Origin of the sequence: Methyloversatilis discipulorum, assembly GCF_018780585.1 — a bacterium.
Classification (GTDB): domain Bacteria; phylum Pseudomonadota; class Gammaproteobacteria; order Burkholderiales; family Rhodocyclaceae; genus Methyloversatilis; species Methyloversatilis discipulorum_B.
In genome coordinates, this window is sequence record NZ_JADMJL010000022.1 from 1 (window position 1) to 22,547 (window position 22,547).

General features: G+C 65.7%; 21 protein-coding genes. 16 read left to right on the forward strand and 5 right to left on the reverse strand.

The window, feature by feature from the left end; all coding sequences use genetic code 11:
* Positions 1–664, reverse strand: a 664-nt coding sequence (locus tag IV112_RS11110; RefSeq protein ID WP_304003558.1) for a sulfate ABC transporter substrate-binding protein, incomplete at its 3' end; no start/stop codon positions are given.
* 198 nt (positions 665–862) lie between these two features.
* Here IV112_RS11110 and IV112_RS11115 point away from each other — a divergent pair.
* The 3 genes from IV112_RS11115 to IV112_RS11125 are packed head-to-tail and all read left to right on the forward strand — an operon-like array spanning position 863 to position 4,063.
* Positions 863–2,044: an FAD-binding domain-containing protein gene (locus IV112_RS11115; protein WP_304003559.1), complete on the forward strand. Its 1,182-nt coding sequence runs from the start codon at positions 863–865 to the stop codon at positions 2,042–2,044.
* Between the two features lie 7 nt (positions 2,045–2,051).
* Positions 2,052–2,501 (forward strand): DUF3429 domain-containing protein, encoded by a 450-nt coding sequence (locus tag IV112_RS11120; RefSeq protein WP_304003560.1) that lies wholly within the window; start codon positions 2,052–2,054, stop codon positions 2,499–2,501.
* Between the two features lie 2 nt (positions 2,502–2,503).
* A complete protein-coding gene (locus tag IV112_RS11125; protein ID WP_304003561.1) occupies positions 2,504–4,063 on the forward strand; it encodes a cryptochrome/deoxyribodipyrimidine photo-lyase family protein in 1,560 nt (519 codons plus the stop codon).
* 16 nt (positions 4,064–4,079) lie between these two features.
* Here IV112_RS11125 and IV112_RS11130 read toward each other — a convergent pair whose 3' ends face one another.
* The 4 genes from IV112_RS11130 to IV112_RS11145 all read right to left on the reverse strand — a co-directional run bounded on the left by IV112_RS11130 (position 4,080) and on the right by IV112_RS11145 (position 8,320).
* On the reverse strand, positions 4,080–5,255 hold the full coding sequence (locus IV112_RS11130; RefSeq protein ID WP_304003562.1) for a trans-sulfuration enzyme family protein: 1,176 nt from the start codon (positions 5,253–5,255) through the stop codon (positions 4,080–4,082).
* Positions 5,256–5,308: 53 nt separating this feature from the next.
* Entirely contained in the window at positions 5,309–6,202 is an 894-nt protein-coding gene (locus IV112_RS11135; protein ID WP_020164562.1) for an adenylate/guanylate cyclase domain-containing protein, read from the reverse strand.
* Positions 6,203–6,208: 6 nt separating this feature from the next.
* Positions 6,209–7,201: an HpcH/HpaI aldolase/citrate lyase family protein gene (locus IV112_RS11140; protein WP_304003563.1), complete on the reverse strand. Its 993-nt coding sequence runs from the start codon at positions 7,199–7,201 to the stop codon at positions 6,209–6,211.
* Positions 7,202–7,327: 126 nt separating this feature from the next.
* Positions 7,328–8,320, reverse strand: coding sequence for a malate dehydrogenase (locus IV112_RS11145; RefSeq protein WP_024300454.1), 993 nt, complete (start codon positions 8,318–8,320; stop codon positions 7,328–7,330).
* A gap of 223 nt (positions 8,321–8,543) precedes the next feature.
* On the opposite strand from IV112_RS11145, the gene IV112_RS11150 reads away from it, so the two are divergent.
* From IV112_RS11150 to pqqA, 13 genes are all read left to right on the forward strand, one after another.
* Positions 8,544–9,272, forward strand: coding sequence for a GntR family transcriptional regulator (locus IV112_RS11150; RefSeq protein WP_019918357.1), 729 nt, complete (start codon positions 8,544–8,546; stop codon positions 9,270–9,272).
* A gap of 54 nt (positions 9,273–9,326) precedes the next feature.
* Entirely contained in the window at positions 9,327–9,713 is a 387-nt protein-coding gene (gene sdhC, locus IV112_RS11155) for a succinate dehydrogenase, cytochrome b556 subunit (protein WP_019918356.1), read from the forward strand.
* The gene (sdhD, locus tag IV112_RS11160; protein ID WP_019918355.1) at positions 9,707–10,054 is read left to right on the forward strand and encodes a succinate dehydrogenase, hydrophobic membrane anchor protein; all 348 of its coding nucleotides are present in this window, start codon (positions 9,707–9,709) and stop codon (positions 10,052–10,054) included. Before sdhC ends, sdhD begins: the two co-directional genes overlap by 7 nt.
* Entirely contained in the window at positions 10,055–11,842 is a 1,788-nt protein-coding gene (sdhA, locus tag IV112_RS11165) for a succinate dehydrogenase flavoprotein subunit (protein WP_304003564.1), read from the forward strand. It begins immediately after the preceding gene.
* A 10-nt stretch (positions 11,843–11,852) separates the two neighbouring features.
* On the forward strand, positions 11,853–12,563 hold the full coding sequence (locus IV112_RS11170) for a succinate dehydrogenase iron-sulfur subunit (RefSeq protein WP_304003565.1): 711 nt from the start codon (positions 11,853–11,855) through the stop codon (positions 12,561–12,563).
* 2 nt (positions 12,564–12,565) lie between these two features.
* On the forward strand, positions 12,566–12,826 hold the full coding sequence (locus IV112_RS11175; RefSeq protein WP_304003566.1) for a succinate dehydrogenase assembly factor 2: 261 nt from the start codon (positions 12,566–12,568) through the stop codon (positions 12,824–12,826).
* A gap of 50 nt (positions 12,827–12,876) precedes the next feature.
* Entirely contained in the window at positions 12,877–14,169 is a 1,293-nt protein-coding gene (gltA, locus tag IV112_RS11180) for a citrate synthase (RefSeq protein ID WP_304003567.1), read from the forward strand.
* A gap of 186 nt (positions 14,170–14,355) precedes the next feature.
* The gene (locus IV112_RS11185) at positions 14,356–17,175 is read left to right on the forward strand and encodes a 2-oxoglutarate dehydrogenase E1 component (RefSeq protein WP_304003569.1); all 2,820 of its coding nucleotides are present in this window, start codon (positions 14,356–14,358) and stop codon (positions 17,173–17,175) included.
* Between the two features lie 28 nt (positions 17,176–17,203).
* Positions 17,204–18,493: a 2-oxoglutarate dehydrogenase complex dihydrolipoyllysine-residue succinyltransferase gene (odhB, locus tag IV112_RS11190; RefSeq protein WP_304003571.1), complete on the forward strand. Its 1,290-nt coding sequence runs from the start codon at positions 17,204–17,206 to the stop codon at positions 18,491–18,493.
* A gap of 95 nt (positions 18,494–18,588) precedes the next feature.
* Entirely contained in the window at positions 18,589–20,025 is a 1,437-nt protein-coding gene (lpdA, locus tag IV112_RS11195; protein ID WP_304003573.1) for a dihydrolipoyl dehydrogenase, read from the forward strand.
* A 16-nt stretch (positions 20,026–20,041) separates the two neighbouring features.
* A complete protein-coding gene (gene zapE / locus IV112_RS11200; RefSeq protein WP_304003575.1) occupies positions 20,042–21,187 on the forward strand; it encodes a cell division protein ZapE in 1,146 nt (381 codons plus the stop codon).
* 199 nt (positions 21,188–21,386) lie between these two features.
* Positions 21,387–22,262, forward strand: coding sequence for a hypothetical protein (locus IV112_RS11205; RefSeq protein ID WP_304003577.1), 876 nt, complete (start codon positions 21,387–21,389; stop codon positions 22,260–22,262).
* 123 nt (positions 22,263–22,385) lie between these two features.
* A complete protein-coding gene (gene pqqA / locus IV112_RS11210; protein WP_008060142.1) occupies positions 22,386–22,460 on the forward strand; it encodes a pyrroloquinoline quinone precursor peptide PqqA in 75 nt (24 codons plus the stop codon).
* Positions 22,461–22,547: the final 87 nt, after the last annotated feature.

Sequence of the window (22,547 nt, forward strand, 5' to 3'; positions counted from 1 at the left end):
AGGCTTCGTTTTCCCAGGCGATCAGCACGTCGCCGATGCCGCGCTCGACGAAGGTGGTGGTCGAGCCGCGCGCGCCGGAATCGAGCACCTTCACGTTGGCGAACAGTTTCTTGACGAAGTCCTTGGCGGTGGCGTCCGAGCCGCCCGGCTGCTTCAGCGCGTAGGCCCAGGCGGCCAGGTAGTTCCAGCGGGCACCGCCCGAGGTCTTCGGATTCGGCGTGATCACTTCGACGCCTGGCTTGACCAGGTCGCTCCAGTCCTTCAGGCCCTTGGGGTTGCCCTTGCGCACCAGGAACACGATGGTCGAGGTGTAGGGTGAGGCGTTGTGCTGCAGCCGCTTCTGCCAGTCGGCGGGGATGAGCTTGCCGTTCTGATGCAGTGCATCGACGTCGTAGGCCAGCGCCAGCGTCACCACGTCGGCTTCGAGGCCGTCGATGACCGAGCGCGCCTGCTTGCCGGAGCCGCCGTGCGACTGCTTGATGGTGACGTTGTCGCCGGTCTTGGCCTTCCAGTGCTTGGCGAAGGCGCTGTTGAAGTCCTGATAGAGCTCGCGCGTCGGGTCGTAGGACACGTTCAGCAGCGTGATGTCGGCGGCGAAGGAATTGGCGACAAGCGTGGTGCCGAGCAGCAGGCTGGCGGCGAGGGTGCGCAGGGTCGTTTTCATTTTGTGTGGCTCCGTGTTGGGAAACATGCGATGGAGCGCACTCTAGGCAGCGGGCCGTGCGAAGCGAACCAATTAAAACTGCGCTGCTTTGCAGTGGATTCCTGCAAAGCATTTGCAGCGGAGTGGGAAGCGACCGTGCGAACCTGCGCGGGATTTTTCCGGCGTGGCAGTGGTCTGTGGCACGAAAGGATGCTGCCGATGAACGACCTCTTCACCCCACTCGCGCGCGACGCGGCCGACCACGATTTCGAACCGACACCGCGGGCCGCGCTGGCGCGTATCGACGCCGTCCGCCCGGGCGTCTATGCGCGTACGCGCAATCACCTCGACGGCGCGGTGACGCGGCTGTCGCCCTATCTGACGCACGGCTTCATCGATGTACCGCAGGTGATCGAGCGGCTGTCGCAGCGCGTCGCACTGTCGGCGGACGACAAGATCGTGTTCGAACTGGCCTGGCGCGAGTACTTTCACCACCTGTGGCGCCACTCGGGCGAAGGCATTTTCGAGCCGCGCCGGCCGCCGCCGGCCTCGGGCTACGCCGCAGCGGTGCCGGACGACGTGCGCGCGGGGCGCACCGGCGTGCCGGTGATCGACGGCGCGGTGCGCGCCCTGTACGACACCGGCTATCTGCACAATCACGCGCGCATGTGGCTGGCCAGCTATGTCGTACACCTGCGCAAGACGCACTGGCGCGCCGGCGCCGACTGGATGTACCGCCATCTGCTCGACGGCGATCTGGCGTCGAACACGCTGTCCTGGCAGTGGGTGGCCGGCACGCTGACCGGAAAGCCTTATCTGTTCAATGCGGAGAACGTCGCCCGCTACGCGCCCGATCTGGCCAGTCCGGGTACGGTGATCGACGCCGGTTACGAGGTGCTCGACCGCATCGCACGGCAGTCGCCGGACTGTGGTCCGGAACCCGGGCACGCACCGGGCGTGGTCGAACCGGCGCCGGGCGTGGTGCCCGACCCGGATATCTGGGGCCTGCGCGACGACCGTCGCGAGTGCTGGATCATGCATCCGTGGGCGCTGGGCGCGCCGCCGCAGGGCCGGGTGATCGGCTGGCTGGAGCCGTCCTTCCACGCGCGCTTCCCGTGGAGCGAAAAGCGCTGGAACTTCGTACTCACGCGCATGCGTGCCGCCTGCGACGGCATCGTCGTCGGCGATGCGCGTGCGCTGCGCGAACGGCTGGGCGAGGTCCGGCTGGCGTCGATGCAGACGCTGAATCCGGGCTATACCGAGGCGATGCACGCCGCCGGCGTGCTGTGCGAGCCGGTGGCACGGCAGTTCGACGACCCACCGCAGCCCATGCCGTCCTTCACCCGCTTCTGGCAGACAGTGGCGCCGCAGGCGGCGACTACGCAGCCTTGGCATCGCTGAGGATTCCATGACACTGAACGTTGCCGCTCGCCATCCCGCCCGGCTGCTCGGGCTGGCCGGCCTGCTTCCATTCGTCGGACTGACCGTCGCCATTCACGCCCTGGATGCGCAGCGCGCGTCGCTTGCGCACGCCCAGCTCGCCTACGGTGCCACCATCGTCAGCTTCATCGGCGCGCTGCACTGGGGGCTGGCGATGCGCGACGCCGCACTCGATGCGACGGCGCAGTGGCGCGCCCTCGGCTGGGGGGTGATGCCCTCGCTGGTCGCCTGGTGCGCCTTGCTGCTGCCGCTGCCGACCGGGCTGTGGCTGCTGGCGGCGCTGGTGCCCGCCTGCTGGTGGATGGATGCGCGGCTGTCGCGTGCGCTGTCGCTGGAGCCGTGGTTCATGCAGCTGCGCACGCTGCTCAGTGCCATCGTGACGGTCTGTCTGTTGCTGTCTGCGCTGGCGATGGCCTGACCATGCAGGTGGTCTGGTTCAAGCGCGACCTGCGCGTCGCCGACCACGCGCCGCTGTGTGCCGCGGCAGCGGCGGGGCCGGTGCTGGCGCTTTACGTCTACGAGCCGCGACTGCTTGCCGAGCCGGACGTCGATGCGCGCCATATCGGCTTCCTGAACGAGGCGCTGGACGATTTCGAGCGCCGGCTGCACGCGCTCGGCCTGCCGCTGCTGCGCCTGCACGGCGACATGCCGGCACTGCTCGAACGGCTGCATGCGTCCACGCGGATCGATGGGCTGTGGAGCCATGAGGAGACCGGCAACCTGGCCAGCTTCGAGCGCGACCGCGCGGTTGCCGCCTGGTGCCGGCAGCACGGCGTGGCCTGGCGCGAACTGCCGAGCGGCGGCGTGGTGCGTCGGCTCAGCGACCGCGACACCTGGTCGGATCGCTGGATGCGCCGCATGACTCCGGCGCCGCTGCCGCCACCGCCACGCATCACGGCGGCACGCGTGCCGCTCGCTGGCCTGCAGCGCGCGCCGACTGCGGCCGAGCTGGGCCTGCACTCGACCGACATCGAAGCGCGCCAGCCGGCGGGCAGGGCGCAGGCGCGGCAGATACTGGACGATTTCCTCGCGCACCGCGTGACGCGCTACCGGCGTGGCATGTCGAGTCCGCTCAGCGGTGCGCACGACTGTTCGCGCCTGTCGCCGCATCTGAGCTTCGGCTCGCTGTCGCTGCGCGAGGTCGTGCATGCGGTGTGGCGCGAACGGGCCCGCTGGCTCGCGCAGCCACCAGGCGCGCACGCGCAGGCCGTGCTCGCCGGCCTCAAATCGTTCGAGAGCCGGCTGCACTGGCACTGTCATTTCATCCAGAAGCTGGAGTCGGAACCGCAGATCGAGCTGCGCGCGGTGAACCGCCTGTACGACGGTCTGCGCGAGGCGGACTACTCGGTCGAGCGGCAGCGCGCGTGGTGCCGCGGCGAAACAGGCTATCCCTTCATCGACGCCTGCATGCGGGCGCTGAATGCGACCGGCTGGATCAACTTCCGCATGCGCGCGATGCTGGTCGCCTTCTCGTCCTACCAGCTGTGGAACCACTGGCGCGAACCGGGCCTGCATCTGGCGAGGATGTTCACCGACTTCGAACCGGGCATCCACTGGCCGCAGGTGCAGATGCAGTCGGGCGTCACCGGCATCAACACGCTGCGCATCTACAACCCGGTGAAACAGCAGCTGGACCAGGACCCGAAGGGCATTTTCGTGCGCCGCTGGCTGCCCGAACTGGCGCGCGTGCCGCTGTCGTTGCTGGCCGAGCCCTGGCTGATGAGCGTCGCACAGCAGCGCGAAGCGGGATGCCTGATCGGACGCGACTACCCGGCGCCGGTGGTCGATCACATCGTCGCCGCGCGCCATGCGCGCGACGCCGTGTGGGCGGTCAGGAAGAAGCCGGAGGCGGCGGCCGAGGCGCGACGCGTGCTGGTGCAGCACGGCAGTCGGAATCCGGACAGGGAAGGGCGGCGGCGCCCTGGGCGCAAGGTGAAGACGAAAGCTGACGACGGCGGCCAGATGGGCTTCGGCTTCTGACCGCCCCCTGACCCCTCTAGTCCCCGAGTGCCTGCACCAGATCCGCGATCAGGTCATCCGCGTCCTCGATGCCGATCGACAGGCGCAGCATCGAATCGGGAATGCCGCGCCGCGCCCGTTCTTCCGGCGCGATGCCGTGGTGCGTGGTGGTGCAGGGCTGGGTGACCAGACTTTCGACACCGCCAAGGCTGGGCGCCAGCTTGATCAGGCGCAGGCGGTCGGCGACGCGGGTGGCGGCGGCGCCGTCGCCGCGCACGACGATGCTCAGCATGCCGCCGAAGCCATCCATCTGCGCCCTGGCCAGCGCATGACCCGGTGCGTCCGGCAGTCCCGGGTAGTGCACGCGCGCAATCTTCGGGTGGCGCGCCATCGCCTCGGCCACAGCCTGTGCATTGGCATTGTGCTGACGCACGCGCACGACCAGCGTGCGCAGGCTGCGCGACAGCAGCGCGGCGGTTTCCGGCGACGGCACGGTGCCGAGATTCTTGCGCCAGGCCTGAATCGGCTCCAGCAAGGCTTTGTTGGCCATCAGTGCACCGGCGGTCAGATCGCTGTGACCACCCAGATACTTGGTCGCGCTGTGCATGACGATGTCGGCGCCCAGTTCGAGCGGCCGCTGGTTCACCGGCGACGCGAAGGTGTTGTCGATGGCCACCAGCGCGCCGTGTGCATGCGCCCTGTCGGCAAGCGCGCGGATGTCGACGACGTCCAGCGTCGGGTTGGTCGGCGTTTCGAAGAACACCAGCCCGACGCCATCGGCCAGCAGCGCGTCGAGCCTGTCGGACTCGCTGCCGAGAATGCAGTGCGTGCGCAGTCCGAGGCCCGGCAGCTGCTGTTCGAGCAGTTCCAGCGTGCCGCCATAGGCATCTCCGACGCAGACGATGCCCTTGCGGCCGTGCGTCAGGAAAAGCGCACTGAGGGCTGCCATGCCGGACGAGAACACCCAGGCCGCCTCGGCCGACTCCAGACCGGCCAGCGTTTCCTCGACCGCCTGTATCGTCGGATTCAGACCGTAGCGCGTGTACAACCCACCACGCCTGCGGCCGTCGATCACCTCAAGCAGATCGGCGGTCGAATCGAAACCGAAAGTGGTGGTGTTGTAGACCGGCGGGTAGGGGCTGCCATAGGCGTCACCGGTCGTGTGACCGTGAATTGCGCGAGTGGCGAGGCGTGTGTGCTTGGTGCTGGACATGGGCGGCCTTCCTTCAGGGGAAGGCCGAAGAATACGCCGGCTGAACGGTGAGATCAGCCCAGGCAGAAGAACTCGACCACGTCGCTCGCTGCGCTGCGCGGTGAGCCGAAGGCGAGCCAGCCGTGGCCGTCGATGACGACTTCCTCGCGCGTCAGTGCGAATTCGTGGCGACCCTCGATGGTGACGAAGGTGCCGTTGCTGGAGCGGTCAGTCAGTACGAAGCGGTCGCGGCGGAATTCGAGGTCGCAGTGCTGGCGCGACGCGCGGGCGTCCTTGACCAGGATGTCGACGCCGGCGTCGCGTCCCATGCGCAGGCGCGGATGTTCGGCGCCGAGCAGCCAGACGCGGCCGCCGTGGTAGACGCGCATTTCCAGCTTGCCGCTGCTGAAGTTCAGTCCGCCGACGTGGGTGACGTGCTCCGAGTGCTCGCAGCGCAGTTCGCACATTTCGACCGAGCGCGCGACACCCTTGACGACGCGCGGCGGCATCGGCCGCACCATATGCTGGAAGTGCTCGCTGAGGCGCACCGCGGCTTCGGTCGACACGATGGCGCGGCCGTGGCTGCCCAGTTCGGACAGACGGGCGGCGATGTTCACCGATTCGCCGTAGATATCGTCGCCGGTTTCGATGACCGGTCCGAAGTGGAAACCGGTGCGCACGCCGAGCGAGAAATGCGTGGCCAGCGGCAGGCCGCTGATGTCGCGGTGGATGGCCAGCGCGGTATCAGCGGCGTGGTCGCAGGCGCGGAAGGTGGCGAGCAGGCCGTCGCCCGTCATCTTGATCACGCGGCCTGAACTGCCGATGACCGAGTCGCGCATGGTGCGCAGGCAGCGGTCGATCAGCGCGAAGGCGGCGGTGTCACCCATGCGCTCATAGAGCTGGGTGCTGCCCACCAGGTCGGCGAACAGCACGGCGCATTCCTTCGATACGGGCGGTACGCGGGCCATGATTCCTTAGGCGAAGAAGCGGCTGCGCACGTCGTCGGGCAGGACGACGCCGGTGGCGTGTGCGCGGGCGAGCAGCTCCCAATAGTAGCGATAGGAGGCGCGATCGTGCAGCGTGTCGTGGTGCCGCGTCGGGCCCCAGCTCGCGTCCTGCGCACCGCAAAGGATGGCGATGGCGTCCTCGACTTCGCTGAAGTCGGGCCGCATTTCCTCGACGATGGGCAGGATCTGGTTCGGGTGGATGCTCCACATGCGCATGAAACCGAACTGGCGGCGTGCGCGGCGAGCGTCGTTGCGGATGAAGTCGACGTCGCGGATTTCGGTGGTGACGTTGTGCGTCGGCACCACACCGCAGCCGTGCGCCGCGGCGGCGATTTCGCACTTGGTGCGCACGATGATGGGGTGTTCGAACTGGGTCGGGCTCTTCATCGCGTCGCCCGGCAGCGCACCGTGGTGGGCGCTGACGAAGTCCATCAGGCCGAGGTCTATCGATTCCACGCGTTCCATCGCGGCGATGTTCCACACCTCACGCAGCGCGCCGTGGCTTTCGATCAGCACGTGCACCGGAATGCTGCGCTTCAGACCGGCCATCGTTTCGCAGGTGCGCAGCCAGTCGAGCTGCACGCGCACGTCGTCGGCCGAGCGCGCCTTGGGCAGTGTGATGAAGGCAAGCTTGTCGCCGGCTTCGCCGACGATGACGTCCATGTCGGCCTTCCAGTGCGCATGCGTCACGTCGTGGATGCGCACGCCGACGCGGTTGAAACGGTTGTCCTCACTGGCGATCACGGACGCGCACAGCTTGCGGTGTTCGACCTCGTTGCCGGCGGCTGCGCCGTCCTCGCAATCGCAGGTGACGTCGAAGATGGGGCCCAGTTCGGCCTGCAGCGCGAGCGCCTTGCGCATCAGCTTTTCCGAGCCGGCGTAGTGGTCGACGGCGGGCAGGATGGGGAAGGGCTTGTCGCCCTTGTACAGCACCTCGCGCGGATGGACGGCAGCGTTCATGCGGAAAACTCCGGCATAAAAAAAGCGGCCACGTTACCGGGCCGCTTCTTTCGATTCAAGCCTGTGCGCCCCCGGATCGGCCCAGCAGAGCGGGGTGATCCGGAACGGGCGCACATGACCGGCAGATCAGAGCAGGTCGGCGACGCCGGCGCGCTCCTCTTCCAGTTCGGCCAGCGTCTTGGCGACGTAGGGCTTCGAGAACTCGTCGATCTCCAGGCCCTTGACGATGGTGTATTCGCCGTTGGCGCAGATGCACGGGAAGCCGAACACCAGGCCTTCCGGGATGCCGTAGGAACCGTCGGACGGCACGCCCATGGTGACCCAGTCACCGTTTGAGCCGAGATGCCAGTCGCGCATGTGGTCGATCGCGGCGTTGGCGGCCGAAGCAGCCGACGACAGGCCACGGGCCTCGATGATGGCGGCGCCGCGCTTGCCGACGGTCGGCAGGAAGGTCTTGGCGTTCCACTCCTGATCGTTCACCAGCTGGGCGACGCTGTCGCCGTTCGAGGTGGCGAAGCGGTAGTCGGCGTACATCGTCGGGCTGTGGTTGCCCCACACGGTCATCGTCTTGAATGACGACACCGGACGGCCGATCTTGGCCGACAGCTGCGACAGCGCGCGGTTGTGGTCCAGACGCAGCATGGCGGTGAAGTTCTTCGCCGGGACGCGGCCACCGGCCTTGGCGGCGGTCTTCATCGCGATGTAGGCGTTGGTGTTGCAGGGGTTGCCGACCACCAGGATCTTGCAGTTCGGGCTTGCGTTCTGGCCGATGGCCGCGCCCTGCACGGTGAAGATCTTGGCGTTTTCGGTCAGCAGGTCCTTGCGCTCCATGCCGGGGCCGCGCGGACGGGCACCGACCAGCAGCGCGAAGTCGGCGTCCTTGAACGCGACGTTCGGGTCATCGGTGGCGATCATGCCGGCGAGCAGCGGGAAGGCGCAGTCGTCCAGTTCCATCATCACACCGGTCAGCGCCTTCTGGGCCTGCGGCAGGTCGAGCAGTTGAAGAATGACCGGCTGGTCCTTGCCGAGCATTTCGCCGCTGGCGATACGGAACAGCAGGGCGTAGCCGATTTGACCGGCAGCGCCGGTCACCGCGACGCGAAGAGGCGTCTTTGACATGGTGGTCTCCTGTCTGAGGATGGGACGGGGCGTTATCAGTGCGTTGTGCGCGGGCCGAATTATGGTCGACCCGCGGCGGTTTTGACACACAGCACAAAAATCGGCGTTCGCAACCGGGGCTGGCCGGCCGGAAAGTGCGTTTTTGCACGGCATCAATTTATATCATATATAAGACATCAGACACGATGTAGACGTGACAGGATTTCTGTGCTGAAATTGTTGCATGGCACAGGAATCCCCCACCTTCAGCCCGCTGTATCGACAGATACGCGGCTTGCTCACGCAGGCATTGCAGAGTGGCGAATGGCGTCCGGGTGAGGCGATCCCGAGCGAAACCGAACTCGCCCAGCGCTTCAACGTGAGTCAGGGGACGGTGCGCAAGGCCATCGACGAGATGGCGGCGGACAACCTGCTGGTACGCAAACAGGGCAAGGGCACCTTTGTTGCGACGCATCACGATCCCCGCGCATTCTTCCGTTTTCTCCGTCTCGCGCCGATCAACGGCACGATAGAAACCTCGCAGAGCGTGCCGCTCGAATGCTGGCGCGCACGTGCCGGCCAGGAAGTGGCGCGCACGCTGGACGTCGAAGTCGGCTCGCAGATCATCATCGTGCGCCGCCTGCTCAAGTTCGCCGGCAAGCCGGTGGTGATCGACGAAATCTATCTGCGCGGCGACCTGTTCCCGGGGCTCAACCTCGACGTGCTCAAGGAGCAGCAGGGCTCGCTCTACTCCTTCTTCGAAACCCGCTTCGGCGTACGCATGGTGCGTGCCGAAGAGCGTCTGCGCGCGGTCGCGGCGGACCGCCAGAGCGCGGATTACCTCGAGGTGCAGGAAGGCAGCCCTTTGCTGTCGGTCGAGCGTGTTGCCTATACCTACGACGACAAGCCGGTCGAATGGCGCCGCGGGCTGTGTTCGACGGCAGACCACTACTACCTGAACAACCTGAATTGACGGAGCCGGCGACGACCGGCATGTGACACGACTTTTTCCAGGAGAGCGAGCCAGATGGCCAATACAGCCAGCAAGACCAGACCGAAGCACCTCCAGCTGACGGCGATACGCCTGCCGTTGCCGGGCATCGTGTCCATCCTCCACCGCATCAGCGGTGCCGGCCTTTTCCTCTGTCTGCCGCTGCTGCTGTGGCTGTTCGACGCCAGCCTGGGTTCGCCGGATACCTTCGAATCGTTCAGCGCGGTGGTCGGTCACCCGCTGGCCAAGCTTCTGCTGCTCGGTCTGATGTGGGCCTACCTGCATCACTTCTGTGCCGGCGTCCGCTTCCTGCTGCTGGACATGCACAAGGGCCTCGAACTCGCCACCGCGCGCAAGAGTTCGGTCGCCGTGCTGGTGGTCAGCCTGACGCTTACCGTGATTCTGGGGGTGAAACTGTGGTGAATCGTGTCGTTGTCGGTGCCCACTACGGGCTGAAGGACTGGCTGGGCCAGCGCATCACGGCGGTGGTGATGGCTGTGTACACGCTCATCTTCGCGGTCGGCGTGCTGTCGATGGGCGAATTGAACTACGAGAACTGGCACGGTCTGTTCGCAGGTGGGTTCATGCGCTTCGCGACCTTCCTGTTCTTCGCGTCGCTGATGTACCACGCCTGGGTTGGCGTGCGCGACATCTACATGGACTACATCAAGCCCACCGGCGTGCGCGTCGTGCTGCACGCGGTGACCTTGCTTGCCCTGATCGGTTATCTGGGCTGGGCAGCCCAAGTTCTCTGGAGACTGTAAGTGAGCGTACCTGTCCGCAAGTTTGATGCAGTCATCGTCGGCGCCGGTGGTGCCGGTCTGCGTGCCGCCATCCAGCTGTCAGAAGCCGGCCTGCGCACCGCAGTGATTTCCAAGGTGTTCCCGACCCGTTCGCACACCGTTGCGGCGCAGGGCGGCGTGGCCGCCTCGCTCGGCAACTCCGAGGAGGACCACTGGCACTGGCACATGTACGACACGGTCAAGGGTTCCGACTGGCTCGGTGACCAGGACGCGATCGAATTCATGTGCCGCAAGGCCAATGAGGTGGTGATCGAGCTCGAACACTACGGCATGCCGTTCGACCGTCTCGACAGCGGCAAGATCTACCAGCGTCCGTTCGGCGGCCACATGTCGAACTTCGGCGAGAAGCCGGTCCGCCGCTCCTGTGCCGCCGCCGACCGCACCGGTCATGCGATGCTGCACGCGATGTACCAGCGCAACGTCAAGGCCAATACCCAGTTCTTCATCGAATGGATGGCGCTGGACCTGATCCGCGACGAAGAAGGCGACGTGGTCGGTGTGACCGCGATGGAAATGGAAACGGGCGAGGTGTTCGTGTTCCACGCCAAGGCCGTGCTGTTCGCGACCGGCGGTGCCGGCCGCATCTATTACAGCTCGACCAACGCCTTCATCAATACCGGTGACGGTGTGGGCATGGCGGCGCGTGCCGGCATCCCGCTGGAAGACATGGAGTTCTGGCAGTTCCACCCGACCGGCGTCGCCGGTGCCGGCGTGCTGATCACCGAAGGCGTGCGCGGCGAAGGCGGCATTCTGCGCAATGCCTCGGGCGAGCGTTTCATGGAACGCTACGCGCCGAACGCCAAGGATCTGGCGTCGCGTGACGTGGTGTCGCGCGCCATGGTGACCGAAATCAACGAAGGTCGCGGCTGCGGTCCGAACAAGGACCACGTGATGCTGGACATCACCCACCTCGACCCGGCGACCATCATGAAGCGCCTGCCGGGCATCCGCGAGATCGGCATCCAGTTCGCCGGTGTCGACGCGATCAAGGAACCGCTGCCGGTGGTGCCGACCTGCCATTACCAGATGGGCGGCATCCCGACCAATTACAACGGTGAAGTCGTGGTGCCGAAGGACGGCAACCCGAGCACGCCGGTGCCCGGTTTCTACGCCGCCGGCGAATGTGCCTGTGCATCGGTGCATGGTGCCAACCGCCTGGGCACCAACTCGCTGCTCGACCTGCTGGTGTTCGGCAAGTCGGCCGGCGAGTCGATGGTCGAGTACATCAAGGCGCAGCCGGCCGCGCACAAGCCGCTGCCGGCCAACGCGGCCGACTACTCGCTGTCGCGCATCAACCGTCTCGACACGCAGACCGATGGCACCGCCGTCGGCGCTACCCGTCTGGCCATGCAGCGCACGATGCAGGCGCACTGCGGCGTGTTCCGCTTCAAGGACATGCTGGCCGAGGGCGTGAGCAAGATTCTCGACATCGAGAAGATGGTTGCCGCGACCGAAATCAAGGACAAGTCCAAGGTGTTCAACACCGCCCGCCTGGAGGCGCTGGAACTGGACAACCTGATCGAGGTGGCCAAGGCGACCATCGTGTCGGCCAATGCGCGCACCGAGTCGCGCGGCGCCCACGTGCGCGACGACGCGACCGACACCCCCGAACGTCCGGACGGCCGTGACGATGTGAACTGGCTCAAGCACACGCTGTGGCACCGCGAGGGCAACAAGCTCGAGTACAAGCCGGTGAACATGAAGCCGCTCACGGTTGACACCATCGCGCTGAAGAAGCGCGCCTACTGAGGATCACAGCATGACTGCCCGTACTGTCGAATTCAGTATCTACCGCTTCGACCCGGACCGCGACGAAAAGCCCTACATGCAGTCGATTTCCATCGATCTCGACGGCACCGAACGCAAGCTGCTCGACGCGCTGGTCAAGCTGAAGGACAAGGACGACTCGCTGTCCTTCCGCCGTTCCTGCCGTGAAGGCGTGTGCGGTTCGGACGCGATGAACATCAATGGCAAGAACGGTCTGGCCTGTCTGACCGACATGAAGGACCTGCAGTCGCCGGTGGTGCTGCGTCCGCTGCCCGGCCTGCCGGTCGTGCGCGACCTCATCGTCGACATGACGCAGTTCTTCAAGCAGTACCACTCGATCAAGCCTTACCTGATCAACGACGAACATCCGCCCGAGCGCGAGCGCCTGCAGTCGCCGGAAGACCGCGAGGAACTGAACGGCCTGTACGAGTGCATTCTCTGTGCCTGCTGCTCGACCTCCTGCCCGTCGTTCTGGTGGAACCCGGACAAGTTCGTCGGCCCGGCCGGTCTGCTGGCCGCCTACCGTTTCATCGCCGATACGCGCGACCAGGCCACCAGCGAACGTCTGGACAACCTGGAAGATCCGTATCGCCTGTTCCGCTGCCACACCATCATGAACTGCGTCGATGTGTGCCCGAAGGGTCTGAACCCGACGCGCGCCATCGGCAAGATCAAGGACATGATGGTCCGCAGGGCAGTCTGATCATGGACGACGCGGCCAACGACCCGCAGGTCAATATGGGGCGTCTGCGCTGGCATTGCCGGCGCGGGCTGCTCGAGCTCGACCTGGTCCTGCAGCGCGTCGTCGAGGGAGGGTTGCTGGAGGAGTTGAGTGAACAACAGAGGGCAGAGCTGTTCGAACTGCTCCATTACGACGACATCACCTTGTTGGCGATTGTCAGCGGGCGCGAAGAATGTGAGGAGCCGCGCCTGAAGGGGATGGTCGATCTGCTGCGCGCAGTCTGACGCGCACTGGTTTCGGCCCGGGCATTTTTGAGGAAGTGAAGAGGTTAGACATGTCAAATCAACGCACCGCAACGCTGACCATTGATGGGCAGACCACCGAGTTCCCGATCATGGGTGGCACGGTCGGCCCCGAAGTGGTTGATATCCGTTCCATGTATGGCAAGACCGGCATGTTCACGTATGACACCGGTTACCTCTCCACCGCCAGCTGCAAGTCGTCGATCACCTACATCGATGGCGACAAGGGCGAGCTGTGGTATCGCGGTTACCCGATCGAGCAACTCGCCGAGCACTGCGACTTCCTCGATGTGTGCTACCTGCTGAAGAACAGCGAACTGCCGACCGCAGCCGAAAAGACCGAGTACGTCAGCCAGATCAAGCGCCACACGCTGGTGCACGAGCAGCTGGCCCGCTTCTACGCAGGTTTCCGTCGCGACGCTCACCCGATGGCCATCATGGCCGGCGTGGTTGGCGCGCTGTCCGCCTTCTATCACGACGGCATGGACATCTCGGACCAGGCTCATCGCGACATCTCGATCAATCGCCTGATCGCCAAGATGCCGACCATCACGGCCATGGCCTACAAGTACTCGGTCGGCCAGCCCTTCATGTACCCGCGCAACGATCTGAGCTACGCCGGCAACTTCATGTACATGATGTTCGGCACGCCGTGCGAGGAATACAAGCCGAATCCGGTGCTGGAAAAGGCGCTCGACCGCATCCTGACGCTGCACGCCGACCACGAGCAGAACGCCTCGACCTCGACCGTGCGTCTGGCCGGTTCGTCGGGCGCCAACCCGTACGCCGTCATCGCCGCCGGCATCGCCTGCCTGTGGGGCCCGGCGCACGGTGGCGCGAACGAGGCCTGCCTGCAGATGCTGGAAGAGATCGGTGACGTGTCGCGTGTGCCCGAGTACATCAAGCGCGCCAAGGACAAGAACGACAGCTTCAAGCTGATGGGCTTCGGTCACCGCGTCTACAAGAACTTCGATCCGCGCGCCAAGCTGATGCGTCAGACCTGCTACGAAGTGCTGACCGAACTGGGCCTGGAGAACGACCGCCTGTTCAAGCTGGCGATGGAACTGGAACGCATCGCGCTGGAAGACGAGTACTTCATCGAGAAGAAGCTCTACCCCAACGTCGACTTCTATTCCGGCATCGTGCAGAAGGCGCTCGGCATCCCTACCTCGATGTTCACCTGCATTTTCGCGCTGGCGCGTACCATCGGCTGGATCACGCAGTGGAACGAAATGATCACTGATTCCGAGTACAAGATCGGCCGTCCGCGCCAGCTCTACGTCGGCCCGAACCGCCGTGACGTGAAGCCCGTCGAACAGCGCTGATTCATCGCAGCAGAAAGCCCCGCGGCCTGGCGGACGCCGCGGGGTAAATAATCATTACCGCATGCAGCAGGCCTTCTCGAATTTCCGCGAGACGGAAGGGGGCGCGGCACGACTGGCGCCACGTTCCCCGACCGCGCGGAAAGACGCGACAACAAACCCGGGCATCCCCGGGCGGAGGAGCGAGTCATGATGCACATGTTGAGCCATTCCTACCTCTTCGGGGGCAATGCGCCCTTCGTCGAGGAACTGTACGAGTCCTACCTCGCCAACCCCGGTTCAGTGCCGGACGCCTGGCGTACCTATTTCGAATCCCTCCAGCATCTGCCCGGCGCCGCCAGTGACGTGGCGCACGCCCCGGTCGTCGCCTCCTTCGCCGAACTGGCCAAGCGCGGCCCGGTCCGCATCGCGGCCGCCAGTGGCGACGACAAGCGTCAGGTCGGCGTGCTGCAGATGATCAATGCCTACCGCTTCCTCGGTAACCGCTGGGCCCAGCTCGATCCGCTCAAGCGCGCAGAGCGCCCCGACATTTCCGAACTCGAGCCGTCGCACTACGGATTCACCGAAGCCGACCTGAACGACAGCTTCAGCACCGGCTCCTTCCGCTTCCCGCCCGAAGACCGCGCCAGCCTGCGCGAAATCCTCGAAGCGGTCCGGCAGGTGTATTGCGGCAGCATCGGCGCCGAATACATGTACATGGCCGACATTGCCCAGAAGCGCTGGATCCAGTCGCGCCTGGAGCCGATGCGCGGCAACTACGGCTACAGCGCCGACGACCGCAAGCGCTTCCTCGAGCGCACCACGGCCGCCGAAACGCTGGAGCGCTACCTGCATACCAAGTACGTCGGCCAGAAGCGCTTCTCGCTCGAAGGCGGCGAATCGACCATCGTCGCAATGGACGAACTGGTGCGCGTGGCCGCCGGCCAGGGCGCGCAGGAGATCGTCATCGGCATGGCCCACCGCGGTCGCCTGAACGTGCTGGTGAACACGCTGGGCAAGGCGCCCTCGATGCTGTTCTCCGAGTTCGAAGGCAAGGCTGCATCCGACCTGTCGGCCGGCGACGTGAAGTACCACATGGGCTTCTCGTCCGACGTGAACACCCCGGCCGGTCCGGTGCATCTGACGCTGGCCTTCAACCCGTCGCACCTGGAAATCGTGAACCCGGTGGTGGTCGGCTCGGTGTATGCGCGCCAGCGCCGCCGCGGCGACAAGACCGGTACCCAGGTCGTGCCGGTCATCCTGCATGGCGACGCGGCCGTCGCCGGTCAGGGCGTGAACCAGGAAATGCTGAACTTCTCGCAGACGCGCGGTTACGGCGTCGGCGGCACCGTTCACATCATCGTGAACAACCAGATCGGCTTCACCACCTCCGATCCGCGCGACTATCGCTCCTCGCTTTACTGCACCGACATCTTCAAGATGGTCGAGGCGCCGATCTTCCACGTGAATGGCGACGACCCGGAAGCCGTGGCTTTCGTCACCAGGATGGCGATGGAATTCCGCGCCGAGTTCAAGAAGGACGTGGTGATCGACATCATCTGCTACCGCAAGCTCGGCCACAACGAGCAGGACGAGCCGATGGTGACGCAGCCGCTGATGTACAAGAAGATCGCCGCCCACCCGGGCACGCGCAAGCTGTATGCCGACCGGCTGATCTCGGCCGGCATCATCGACGAAGCCGCCCCCGAGCGGATGATCGCCGACTACCGCGCCGCGCTGGACGAAGGTCGTCTGGCCAGCAACCCGGTGCTCACCAACCACCAGCGGCGCTTCGCGGTGGACTGGACGCCCTTCCTGAAGCAGCCCTATACCGACGAGTGCGACACCCGCGTGCCGCGCGAGGAACTGGCGCGTCTGGGCGAGCGCCTCACGACGCTTCCGGACGGTTTCTCGCTGCACTCGCGCGTGCAGAAGATCATCGACGACCGGCGTGGCATGGCGGCCGGCACGCAGCCGGTCGACTGGGGCATGGGCGAGAACCTGGCCTACGCGACGCTGCTGGTCGAAGGTTACGGCGTGCGCGTGTCCGGCGAGGACTGCGGCCGCGGCACCTTCTTCCACCGTCACGCCGTGCTGCACGACCAGAAGCGCGAGAAGTGGGACAGCGGCAATTACATGCCCTTGCAGCACCTGCAGGACAACCAGGCACCGTGCGTCGTGATCGACTCGGTGCTGTCGGAAGAAGCCGTGCTGGCCTTCGAATACGGTTACGCGACTACCGAACCGAACGAGCTGGTGGTGTGGGAAGCGCAGTTCGGCGATTTCGCCAATGGCGCCCAGGTCGTGTTCGACCAGTTCATCGCCTCCGGTGAAGCCAAGTGGGGTCGCCTGTGCGGCCTCACCATGATGCTGCCGCACGGTTACGAAGGGCAGGGCCCGGAGCACTCGTCGGCGCGCATCGAGCGCTACATGCAGCTGTCGGCCGAGAACAACTGGCAGGTCACCATTCCGACCACGCCGGCGCAGGTGTTCCACCTGCTGCGCCGTCAGATGCTGCGCAAGGTGCGCAAGCCGCTGGTCATCATCACGCCGAAGTCGCTGCTGCGTCACAAGGACGCCGTCTCCTCGCTGGATGAACTGGCCGACGGTCGCTTCCAGCCGGTGATCCCGGAGATCGACGCGCTGCAGGAGAAGGACGTCGAGCGCGTCATCCTGTGCAGCGGCAAGATCTATTACGAGCTGCTGGCTCATCGCCGTGCCCAGGACATCAAGAACGTCGCCATCCTCCGGCTCGAGCAGGCCTATCCCTTCCCGGGTGCGGAGCTGTCGGCGCAGCTGCTGCGCTACCCGAATGCCAAGGGCGTGACCTGGGTACAGGAAGAGCCGCGCAACCAGGGCATGTGGTACTGGCTGATCTCGCGTGCCTTCCTCGGCAAGGCACTGGGCGATCTGAAACTGGAACTGGTGTCGCGTCCGGCCTCGGCGTCGCCGGCGGTCGGCTACGCAGCCAAGCATCTGGCGCAACAGAAGGCGGTCATCGAAGCAGCGTTCGAAGGAGTGGGGCGCTGAGGCGCCTCCGACAGGGAGAAAGAATCAAATGCTTATCGAAGTGAAGGTTCCCCAGCTGTCCGAATCGGTGGCTGAAGCCACGCTCGTGCGCTGGCACAAGAAGGTCGGCGAGGCGGTGTCGCGAGATGAAAACCTGATCGACATCGAGACCGACAAGGTCGTGCTCGAAACGCCGGCACCGGATGCCGGCGTACTGGTGGCGATCATCAAGCAGGACGGTGCTTCGGTCACCAGCGGCGAGCTGATCGCCCAGATCGATACCGACGCCAAGGCTTCGGCGGCCGTCCCGGCCGCTGCGCCTGCTGCCGCTCCGGCTGCAGCGCCGGCCGCCGTTGCCGCCGCGACCACGTCGGCTGCGGCCTCCGGCCCGGCCAGCCCGGCTGCGCGCAAGATCATGGACGAACGCGGTCTGTCGGCCGGCGACGTGCAAGGTACCGGCCGCGGTGGCCGCATCACCAAGCCGGATGCCGCGGGCGCACCGCAACCGGCAGCGCCAGCCCCGGCTGTGCCGTCGGCCGCCGTCGCGCGTCCGGCACCGACCGCCGCCCAGTCTGCCGCCGCAGCGCCTGCGCTGCCGCAGCCGCCGGTGCCGGTCCGTCTCGAAGAGCTGCTGGCCGATCGCCCGCAGCAGCGCGTACCGATGTCGCGCCTGCGTGCTCGCGTCGCCGAGCGTCTGCTGCAGTCGCAGGCGCAGAACGCCATCCTGACCACGTTCAACGAAGTGAACATGGGCCCGCTGATGGAACTGCGCAAGAAGTACGCCGAGAAGTTCGAGAAGACGCACGGCGTCAAGCTGGGCTTCATGTCCTTCTTCGTCAAGGCGGCCCTGCAGGCGCTGCGCAAGTTCCCGGTGCTGAACGCCTCGGTCGATGGCAATGACATCGTCTATCACGGCTTCTTCGACATCGGCATCGCCGTCGGCAGCCCGCGCGGTCTGGTGGTGCCCATCCTGCGTGACGCCGACCAGATGAGCTTTGCCGACATCGAGCAGAAGATCGCCGAGTTCGGTCAGAAGGCCAAGGACGGCAAGCTGTCGATCGAGGAACTGACCGGCGGTACGTTCTCGATCTCCAACGGCGGCGTGTTCGGCTCGATGCTGTCGACGCCCATCATCAACCCGCCGCAGTCGGCCATCCTCGGCATCCACGCGACCAAGGAGCGTCCGGTCGTCGAGAACGGCCAGATCGTGATCCGCCCGATCAACTATCTGGCGATGTCCTACGACCACCGCATCATCGACGGCCGCGAAGCGGTGCTCGGCCTGGTGACCATGAAGGAGGCGCTGGAAGACCCGGCCCGCCTGCTGTTCGACGTATAAACCCTCTCATTGCATGTTGACGTCTGCGCGCCGCCCGGAGAGAGGGCCGGGTGGCGCGCCGGACCAAGACTGCTTCTTTTTCCGGAGCAATTAAGATGTCCAAGGAATTTGATGTCGTTGTGATCGGTGCCGGCCCCGGCGGCTATGTCGCCGCCATCCGTGCCGCCCAGCTGGGTCTGAGCGCGGCCTGCATCGAGTACAACAGCTACGCCGACCCGAAGGGCGAAGTGCGCCTCGGCGGCACCTGCCTGAACGTGGGCTGCATCCCGTCGAAGGCGCTGCTGCAGTCGTCCGAACTGTTCGAGCAGGCCAACCACAGCTTCGTCATGCACGGCATTTCGGTCGAGTCGCCGAAGATGGACGTGTCGGTGATGATGAAGCGCAAGGACAACATCGTCGGTCAGCTCACCACCGGCATCCGCGGCCTGTTCAAGAAGAACAACGTGACGCTGCTGTCCGGTCTGGGCAGCTTCGCCGGCCGCGAGAACGAGAAGTGGAAGGTTGCGGTCACCCGTAACGGCGCCACCGAACACGTGCTGGCCAAGCACGTCATCGTCGCCACCGGTTCGCGTGCCCGTCATCTGCCGGGCATCGAGGTCGACAACAAGGTGATCTGCGACAACGAGGGCGCGCTCGCCTTCGACGGCGCACCGAAGAAGCTGGGCGTGATCGGCGCCGGCGTGATCGGCCTGGAACTGGGCAGCGTGTGGAAGCGCCTCGGTGCCGAAGTGACCATCCTCGAAGCGGCGCCGGAGTTCCTGTCGGCCGCCGATGCGGCGATCACCAAGGAAGCCTGGAAGACCTTCACCGCCAAACAGAAGCTGGGCATCAAGCTCGGGGCCAAGATCGGCAAGGTCGAACGCACCGATGCCGGCGTGCGCGTCGAGTACGAGCACAAGGACGAGCAGCACGTGCTCGAATGCGAGCGCCTCATCGTGTCGGTCGGTCGGGTGCCCAACACCGACGGTCTGGGCGGCGAATCGGTCGGCCTGAAGATCAGCGAACGCGGTTTCATCGAAGTCGATGCGCAGGGCCGCACCAATCTGGCCAATGTGTGGGCGGTCGGCGACGTCGTGCCGGGCCCGATGCTGGCGCACAAGGGCATGGAAGAGGGCGTCATGGTGGCCGAGTGCATCGCCGGTCAGCACGGACACGTCAATCACGACACCGTGCCCTGGGTCATCTACACCCACCCGGAAATCGCCTGGGTCGGCAAGACCGAAGCCCAGCTCAAGGCCGAAGGCATCGAGTACAAGGCCGGCCAGATCCCGTTCGCGGCGAACGGTCGCGCGCTCGGCCAGGGTGACACCACCGGCTTCGTGCGCATGTATGCCTGCGCCAAGACCGACCGTATCCTCGGCGTGCACGTGATCGGCAACAACGCATCGGAGCTGATCGCCGAGGCGGTGGTGGCGATGGAATTCGGCGCCTGCTCGGAAGACATCGCGCGCATCTGCCACGCGCACCCGACGCTGTCGGAAGTGATGCACGAAGCCGCGCTGGCCTGCGACAAGCGTCCGCTGCACTTCTGACCGGGACCCGCGCACCATGCCTCCGCACAAGATACTGAACGTTCCCGAGCGGGGCATGCTGGACACCTTCGAGGCCCAGCTCAAGGTGCGCGGTTACACCGCCGACGCGTCGCAGCGCGCCGCCGCCGAGCGGCTGCAGAAGCTGTACGGCGAGCTGCTCGATTTCAAGGCAGCCCGCCGCACCCAGCTGCGTAAGCTGCTGTCGCGCGCGCAGCCGCCGCGCGGTGTCTGGTTCTGGGGCGGCGTAGGGCGCGGCAAGAGCTTCCTGATGGACTGCTTCTACGATGCCGTGCCTTATCGTCGCAAGAAGCGCGTGCATTTCCACGCCTTCATGCAGCAGATCCACGAGGCGCTGAAAAAGCACAAGAACGAAGCCGATCCGCTGGCGCAGGTGGCCGACGAGATCGCGCGGGCGACCCGCCTGCTGTGCTTCGATGAATTCCACGTATCCGACATCGCCGACGCAATGATCCTCGGCCGTCTGGTCGACGCGCTGTTCGAGCGCGGCGTCGTGTTCGTCGCCACCTCCAACTATCCGCCGGACGGGCTGTACCCGAACGGCCTGCAGCGGCAGAACTTCCTGCCCACGATCGAACTGCTGAAGAAGCGGCTCGAAGTGTTCGAACTCGATGCCGGTATCGACTACCGCCTGCGCTCGCTCGAACGGATGGACATTTTCATGGTGCCGGGCGGCCGGGACGCCGACGCCAAGCTGGCCGACGACTTCCGCCAGATCTGCGGCGAGCCGTGCCCGCCGGGCCCGCTGGAAATCCTCGGCCGCACGCTGAAGACGCGCGACCGCTCGCTCGGCGCCGCCTGGTTCGACTTCGATGAAATCTGCGGCGGTCCGCGTTCGCAGAACGACTACCTCGAACTGGCGCGCCGCTATCACTCCATATTGATATCCAACGTGCCGAAGATGGGGCGCGACCAGGCCAACGAAGCGCGTCGCTTCACTTGGCTGGTCGACGTGCTGTACGACTTCCGCGTCAAGCTCATCCTGTCGGCCGAAGTCGAGGCGCAGGATCTCTACACCGACGGCCCGCACGCAAACGAATTCACCCGCACGGTGAGCCGCCTGATCGAAATGCGCACGCGCGAGTACCTGGCGTCGGCGCACCGCGTCGATTTCGCCGGCAGCATGTCCACCGTCGCAGCCTGATTCGCCGTCGCGGTCCTGGTCGCAAGGCCGACGGACCGCGTCACCCCCTGTAGGCGCGGTCTTCTGACCGCGACAGGGCCTGCGACCGAACACCGTCTCTCGCCAAGCTGCCGCGGTCCCCGCCTTGTCCTCATGACCGGACCTTTCCCGGCCGGCGGACGTCTACACTTGCATACAGATTCCTTGCCGCAGGTGCCCGATGTCCATTACCGCCTTGTTTCGCCCGCTGTGCCGACGACTGCTTCTGCTTTGTCTGCTGTGGCCACTCGCGGCCGCAGCCCAGATCAAGCTCGACATCATTCCGCTGAAGCACCGCACGCCGGACCAAGTGCTGCCGGCGCTGCGCCCTCTGGTCGGTGACGAGGCGGCACTGTCGGGCGCCAACAACCGCATCTTCATCCGCGCCGATGCAGCAACGCGTGCCGCCGTGAAGCAGGCCATCGACGCGCTCGACACGCCTCTGCGCAGCCTGATGATTTCGGTACGACAGGACAACGATGATTCAGTCGGCCGCGACGGCGTTGCCGTATCCGGCGATGTTCGCGCCGGCAACGCCGGTGTGCGGACGCCCGATGGTGGGCGCGAGGGGACCGTGATCGAGGGCCGCAGCGGCGACAGCCGGGTGCAGACGCGGGTGTGGTCCACCCGTGGTGATGCGGCAGACCGTTTGTCGCAGCGCGTACAGGTGGTCGAGGGCGGTGCGGCGTTCATCCAGGCGGGCAGCTCGACGCCCATTCCCTTCACCCAGATGGTGGTCGGGCCGCGCGGCGCAGTCGTCAGCCAGGGCACGCAGTACCGCGACATTTCGAGTGGCTTCTACGCTGTGCCGCGCGTCAATGGCGATCAGGTAACGCTCGACATCTCGCCGCAGAAGGAATCGCTGTCCGACACCCAGTACGGCGAGGTGCGCTCGGCGCGGCTGGTCAGCACGCTGCGCGGCCGGCTCGGCGAGTGGATGGAACTGGGCAGTTCCGGCCACGACGAACAGGTGAGCGAGCGCGGCGTCACCCGCTATGGCACGCGCGATGCGCAATCGCAGCGACGGGTGTGGGTGAAGGTCGACGTCGTGCAGTGACCTTCATGAATTTCCCTAGCCGCGCTTCAATCCGCCCGCGACGCGGGCGCGGGGACGGGTGGTGATACTGAAGGAGCGTTGGATGACGACGCACATTCTTAAACCGACTGTCAGGAGAAAACCATGAGCTGGGAAACCCCGAAGGCAACCGACCTGCGTTTTGGCTTTGAAATCACGATGTACGTCGCCAACCGCTAAGGTTGCGATCGCCCGGCAGGTTCGCCCTGCCGGGCATCCCGTCTTTCCGGCCCCGCTGCGGCGCGGGCCCTGAATAAACCGACGCCC